Here is a 5,956-nt window from a genome sequence, read left to right as displayed (position 1 = left end):
ATCGCTTGTCCCCCTGTCAGGGCATTTCGACAAGCCGCCGCCAGTTTAGGACGCAGTCAGACAGCATTAGGGAGTTTTTATCGACGGATGAAAACCAAGCTGGGAACCCCTAAAGCAGTAGTCGCCACAGCCCATAAACTGGCACGTATTGTTTACCATATGCTGAGGCATCAAGTGCCTTTCTCTGCTATTCCACCAGAACAGGAGGATGAACGGTATCGTCAGCGACTTCTTCACAATTTGCAACGCAAAGCCCAGAAATTAGGTGCTAGGATTATCTTGGAAACCCAGTCTGACTCTGCCTAAAATTCTAGTTTCTTAGAAGACTCCCTCTATTTACAATCAATCCTTGTCTTAAGGTTAAGGTTAAGGTTAAGGTTTGTCTCAAGACTTCTTCCATTGATAAACAGTTTGTTAATCGTCTAATTCTCATTAAAGGACATAGTTATTGTTATGGTTCGTGTAGTTGAAAATACCGCAGGCAAAACAAGAGATTTGCCAATTGCTTCACGCCTCAAGCAAATATTATCATTTGCTGCCTCTGTGGCTGGAATTGACGAGGTTAGAGTTGAGTCAGGTGGTCAATGTGCAATCGGTACTTGTAGTAAGCGGGTAGGGAGTACTCGACATGACTTAGGCAATGCTGCTGACTTAGACCTGATAAAAGATGGTCGTGTTCTTAAATTTACTGATTCAAATGATTTGCCTTTATTTGAGGCATTTGTTGAAGCTGCGGCAAGTTTTGGTGCTACTGGAATCGGTGGAGATGTTGGTTATATGGGGCCAACAAGAATTCATGTTGGCTTTGGGAGCCGTGCTACTTGGGGAGGAAATGCTGGCAGAGGAGCGGCTCCCAGTTGGCTAGAAAATGCTGCTACAAAAGGTTGGAATAACCCACTTTCCTTCCCAAACCCTCAAAATGGTTCATCTCTGTTTTCAGTTAACGCACGTAGTGGGCTAAATCTCAGATCTGGCCCTAGCCAAAGCTTTAAAATTATTAGAACACTTTCCTTAGGGACTATCCTTACGATACAAGGATTTGATGGAGCAGATCAAGAATGGGCTCAAGTTGATCTTGAGGGCGATGGCGTTATCGATGGCTATGTATTCAGAACATTTTTAAAACCAGTGCAAGAGGGATCACTGCGAGTGATGGCTTTTTCAGATCAGGCAAACATTGAAGAAGAGGAAGAAGGTTGTGCTGCGGATAATCCACAAGGTTTCACAGAGGAGTAAGTAATGTTATCTAAGTAGTGAAAGCTAGTTTTCGCCACTATTGCCATTTTAGGTAATACAAATTCTTGTCAACTATAACTGTAAATTTTACCAGCCTTTAGTCCATTTTTGCTATGAGTATTCAAGACGACATTGTTTGGTTTAAAGACCAATTTCAATCAGATATCATCGCCGCTATTGATAATACACCTTTCCGCCTTGAACTATTAGTGGCGATCGCCTTACAAGAAACTGGCTATCTCTGGCGTAATATTTACAAAAGAGAAAGTGTAGCAAGAACCCTAGAGCTTTGTGTTGGAGACACAATCGGTGCGCCTGATAGAACCGCCTTTCCAGTTGATAGAGCGGCACTGGAAGCAAAACCGAAAGGCAAAGAGATGTTTCAAGTTGCTCGTCAAGCACTTGAAGATATTGCCTTGTACAATCATGACTTCAAAGTTGCCGCCAGAAACCCAGATAGATTTTGTCGAGGCTTCGGCATCTTTCAATATGACCTACAATTTTTCTTAACCAATCCAGATTATTTTTTAGAAAAACAGTGGTACGAATTTGATCAATGTTTAGCCCGATGTGTTGAGGAATTAAACTCAAAATTAATCAGCACTTATGGCAAGGATAAAACCAGCTTGACTGATAAAGAAATGGTCTATGTAGCTATTGCTTATAACAGGGGAAGTGTTGATTTTAGCCGAGGCTTTAAACAAGGCCATAAAGATAGCAGTGGCAAGTATTACGGTGAGTATATCTGGGAGTATTTGCAATTAGCCAAAGGTAGCTCCACCAATACTCAACAATACCGAGTTAATGCTCGATCGGGTTTAAGACTCCGCTCTGGGCCTGGCACTAATTTTGATACCATTGAGTTACTTCCCCTTGGTCGTCTCGTTTTTGTTGGCAAAAGACAGGGCGAATGGGTTGAAGTAGATTTGCAAGGCGATGGAGTTATTGATGGCTTTGCTTTTGCTAGTTATTTGGCTCCAGTTTAGTTACTTTTTTAACTTTGTTGATTTTTAAGGAAATTAGTCCTATGGCACAGGGAAAAGTTACAGCCAGCACTTTAAATTTACGCACGGCTCCTAACACAGCAAGTAGCACTTTAGCAAGTTTACCGACAGGAAAGGTTGTTGATATTCTTAGCACCGTTACAGGAGGCAATTACCCCGGAAGTAGTGGAACTTCCAATCAATGGCATAATGTTCGTGTCGATGGCCAAACAGGTTTTGTAGCCGCAGCCTTTATTCAACCTTTGGCTCCCCCCGGAACCTTACAAGGCAATATTGAATTGGCTCCCCCCGGATTAATTGGTTTTGATTGTGCAAGCAAGTTAAATCCGACATTAATTAGTAAATTTGCCAATGACCCTAAAAATTTTCGTTATTGTTTGCGCTATCTTTCTTTAGGAACACAACAAACAAATGTTGATTTAAGCCGTCAAGAAGCGGAAGACATTTTAGCATCAGGATTAGCTCTTAGTCCCGTTCAGCGAGTCCGCACATCAGGTTGGATTCCGACAGGTTCTTTAGGAACGACGACAGGTCAAAATGCTGCTAATAATGCAGTTTCCGTCGGTTTTCCGGCAGGAATTAATGTTTGGTTAGATTTAGAGGGCGTGAAGTCAGGGACTTCTGCAAGTAATGTTATTGCCTATTGCAATAATTGGTTTAATGAAGTTGCGGCCAAAGGTTATGTTCCTGGTATTTATGTTGGTGCAAATGCAATTCTCACAGGAACTCAACTAGCTAATTTAAAGTTTCAACATTACTGGAAATCAGGAAGTACAGTTCCAAGTATTCCAGGGCGGGGTTATCAGCTAATTCAAACCATCCCTAATCCTCCGATGGGTGAACTAAGGCATGGTATTCACATTGATTACGACGAGACCCAAACAGACAGCCTCGGTGGTCAAGTGATTTGGCTAAGCCGCTAGTTTTTTTTCAATCCCTCAATTTTTCATTGATTCAATTCAGGAGTAAACCAATGGCTCGTACTGGACAAATTACCGCAAGTACCCTTAATTTACGCACATCTCCCAATACTTCAAGCACTATTTTATCTGCTTTTCCTACGGGAACTCTCGCCGAAATTTTAGATACCATAACCGGCGGAAGTTACAGTTTACCGGCGGGGGGAACCTCAAATCAATGGCACAAAGTAAAAGTTGCTGGACAAGAAGGTTTTTTAGCCGCAGCATTTATTATTGATACGGGGAATCCAGACGGGACTAGCAATGTTCTTGACGCAATTTTCAAAGTTAATGCTGGTCACATCTATTACCGAGCAAAAGATATTACTGGAGATGGCAGGGCTGAAACTTTTTGTAATTGGTTTGCCGCCGATGTTTTGGATCAATTAGGGATTGATCTTCCTCGTTTAGATTCTAGTGCTGGCTCCTATGTAGAACCCCATCCCGTTTATGGTAATAACACTCCTTTTAAACCCTTTTCGGCGGAAGCTCTGTTTATTTTTTTTCAAAATCAAAATGCAAGTTCATTGGGAAAATGGAAATTAGTTAGCTCTGATACCGCCGATAAAGCCTCCGCCCAAAGTGCGGCTATCAGCATTGCCCAGGGTGATAAAGTTGTGGTTGCTTCTTTTCCTGGAGTGCGCGGTAGTCGTCAAGGTCATATTGCTATTGTTCGCCCTGATAGCTCTGCTAGTGTCAGAATTGCTCAAGCAGGTCGTGTTAGTAGCAATAATTTAGCCTTAAGTGATGGCTTCGGTAGTGCTTTAAGCTCCACTAAGTTTTTTACTTTTAAGGGTTAATCTTTTTCAAATATCCCTCTTGTTTTGAATAAGGAGGATAAAATTCGCTCTCTCTATATTGTCTAATTTCTTTTAAGGTTACAATCATGGCTCAAGGCAAAATTACGGCAAGTTCTCTCAACTTAAGAAGTCAACCCAATTCCAGCACGGATAGTAACATTATTAAGTCACTACCGACAGGAACTTTGGTTGAGATTATCAAAACCGTTGCCGGTAGTAATTATACTTTTGGGGGGGGGACTCGTAATGATTGGCATCAGGTTACAGTTGGAACTGACACTGGATTTATCGCCGCCGCTTGGGTCGCTCCTGTTACACCGCCGCCACCACCACCATCAATCACAACAGAAGTACGAGGAGTTTGGATTGTTGACCGTACTCACAGTTCTGTTTTAACTTCTCCGGCAACCATTAGTAACGCTCTCAATTTTTTGCAACGTAATGGCTTTAATACTGTTTGTCCTGCGGTTTGGAATCGAGGATTTACCGCTTTTCCAAGTACTGTAATGACGAAGAATGGTTTCCCTAATCAAGACCCTGGTTATGTAGGTTTTGATCCTTTAAGGGAGATTGTTAAACAGGGCAAAAGTCGGGGAATGATGGTTTTTCCTTGGTTTGAATATGGATTCGCGGCTTCACCCGATGCTGATGGCGGTCATATTTTGGAGACTAAGCCTAACTGGTCAGCTTTAGATAGTTCAGGCAATAAAGTTCAACATGGCGGATTAACTTGGATGAATGCCTTAAATCCAGAGGTTCAACAATTTATGCTGGATTTAATTTTAGAAGTCGTTAATACCTACGATGTGGATGGAATTCAGGGATGCGATCGCTTTCCTGCTATTCCTTTTAATGGCGGCTATGATCAAGCGACTAAAGATAAGTATAAAGCCAAACATGGGGTTAATCCTCCCAGTGATGGCAAAGACCCCATTTGGATTAAATTCCGAGCCGATATATTGACTAAATACTTAGCAAGTATATTTGAGAAAATTAAGAGTACAAAATCTACTTGCATCGTTTCAATGTCGCCTTCACCATTTCCTTTTGGGCTAAATAATTTGATGCAGGATTCAGAGGTATGGGTTAAGCAAGAGATCGTAGATTTTTTGCATCCTCAACTGTATCGAACCAGCTTTGCTAACTATAAAACAGAAGTAGATAGCCTGAAAACACGGCTTACGGCTAGTCAACTTAAAAAAATCGCACCTGGAATTGCTTTTACTGCCAGCCGAACAACCTTAACGACTAATGATGTCGTACAATCTATTAAATACAACCGTAGCCAAGGTTTGGGGGGTCAAATCTTTTTCTTTTATGAAGGTTTGACGAACAACAGCAATGCAATGGCGATCGCTCTACAAGCTCCGGGTATTTATGTATGAGCTTGGTTTCAATTTTGTTCACTTACAATTGTCTTAAGGAGTTATTTGTATGGTCTCTGTCAAAAAAATTCAAATCCCAGAAGGTACTGGTTTTAATCGCAAGGTGGCTATGGAATTAGCAAATCTAATCTCCGCTGCTTATAACGAATATGAAGTCTGGGATACCAATAAAGCATTACAACAAGAAAGTCAACTTCCAACTGTTATCACAGGCTCGGAAGAATTTGCTGATCTGGAAATGGATAGTTTAGAATGTCAAAAGAAAAACAGTGAAAATACTGATTTTGAAAAACTTAATCGGTTTTGGAAAAGCTCTAAAAAGTATAATCGCTGTAAAAGCTTCTTTTTTTCCTCAATGGTGGTGGCTTGAACTGTTAAAACCAGGTAATTTGAACAATATAAATATACAGCAATTCTGGAAAAGTCTTAAAGATATTATCACGACGGATGAAGTGTTTGGCTTTATTGCTCGCTCGCAAGAAAATCCTCTGACAGGGGGACAAGCAAGCTGAAAAGCTTATGTAGCATAAAATACAGACACAGACTCCAAAAAAAGAGGCTCTTCTAGGTTC

Annotated in this window: 7 protein-coding genes and 1 pseudogene; all 8 read left to right on the top strand. The window is 41.2% G+C overall.

The annotated features are described in order from the left end of the window. Positions 1-306, top strand: a pseudogene (locus tag MICAI_RS04800) (hypothetical protein); the annotation flags it as partial. Positions 307-453: 147 nt separating this feature from the next. Continuing rightward, entirely contained in the window at positions 454-1,236 is a 783-nt protein-coding gene (locus tag MICAI_RS04795) for an SH3 domain-containing protein (RefSeq protein WP_008198577.1), read from the top strand. A 113-nt stretch (positions 1,237-1,349) separates the two neighbouring features. Further along, a complete protein-coding gene (locus MICAI_RS04790) occupies positions 1,350-2,222 on the top strand; it encodes an SH3 domain-containing protein (RefSeq protein ID WP_008198575.1) in 873 nt (290 codons plus the stop codon). A gap of 41 nt (positions 2,223-2,263) precedes the next feature. Continuing rightward, the gene (locus MICAI_RS04785; RefSeq protein ID WP_008198574.1) at positions 2,264-3,163 is read left to right on the top strand and encodes a glycoside hydrolase domain-containing protein; all 900 of its coding nucleotides are present in this window, start codon (positions 2,264-2,266) and stop codon (positions 3,161-3,163) included. Between the two features lie 50 nt (positions 3,164-3,213). Further along, positions 3,214-3,999 (top strand): SH3 domain-containing protein, encoded by a 786-nt coding sequence (locus MICAI_RS04780; protein ID WP_008198572.1) that lies wholly within the window; start codon positions 3,214-3,216, stop codon positions 3,997-3,999. An 86-nt stretch (positions 4,000-4,085) separates the two neighbouring features. Continuing rightward, a complete protein-coding gene (locus MICAI_RS04775) occupies positions 4,086-5,384 on the top strand; it encodes a family 10 glycosylhydrolase (protein WP_008198571.1) in 1,299 nt (432 codons plus the stop codon). 49 nt (positions 5,385-5,433) lie between these two features. Beyond that, entirely contained in the window at positions 5,434-5,754 is a 321-nt protein-coding gene (locus MICAI_RS04770) for a hypothetical protein (protein ID WP_008198570.1), read from the top strand. Between the two features lie 19 nt (positions 5,755-5,773). Then, complete coding sequence (locus MICAI_RS27520; protein ID WP_255348746.1) at positions 5,774-5,896, top strand: hypothetical protein; 123 nt, start codon at positions 5,774-5,776, stop codon at positions 5,894-5,896. The last annotated feature ends 60 nt before the right edge of the window (positions 5,897-5,956 follow it).

The sequence above is a fragment of the Microcystis sp. T1-4 genome, from assembly GCF_000297435.1.
Lineage (GTDB): Bacteria > Cyanobacteriota > Cyanobacteriia > Cyanobacteriales > Microcystaceae > Microcystis.
This window is presented reverse-complemented; position numbering and strand designations above follow the sequence as displayed.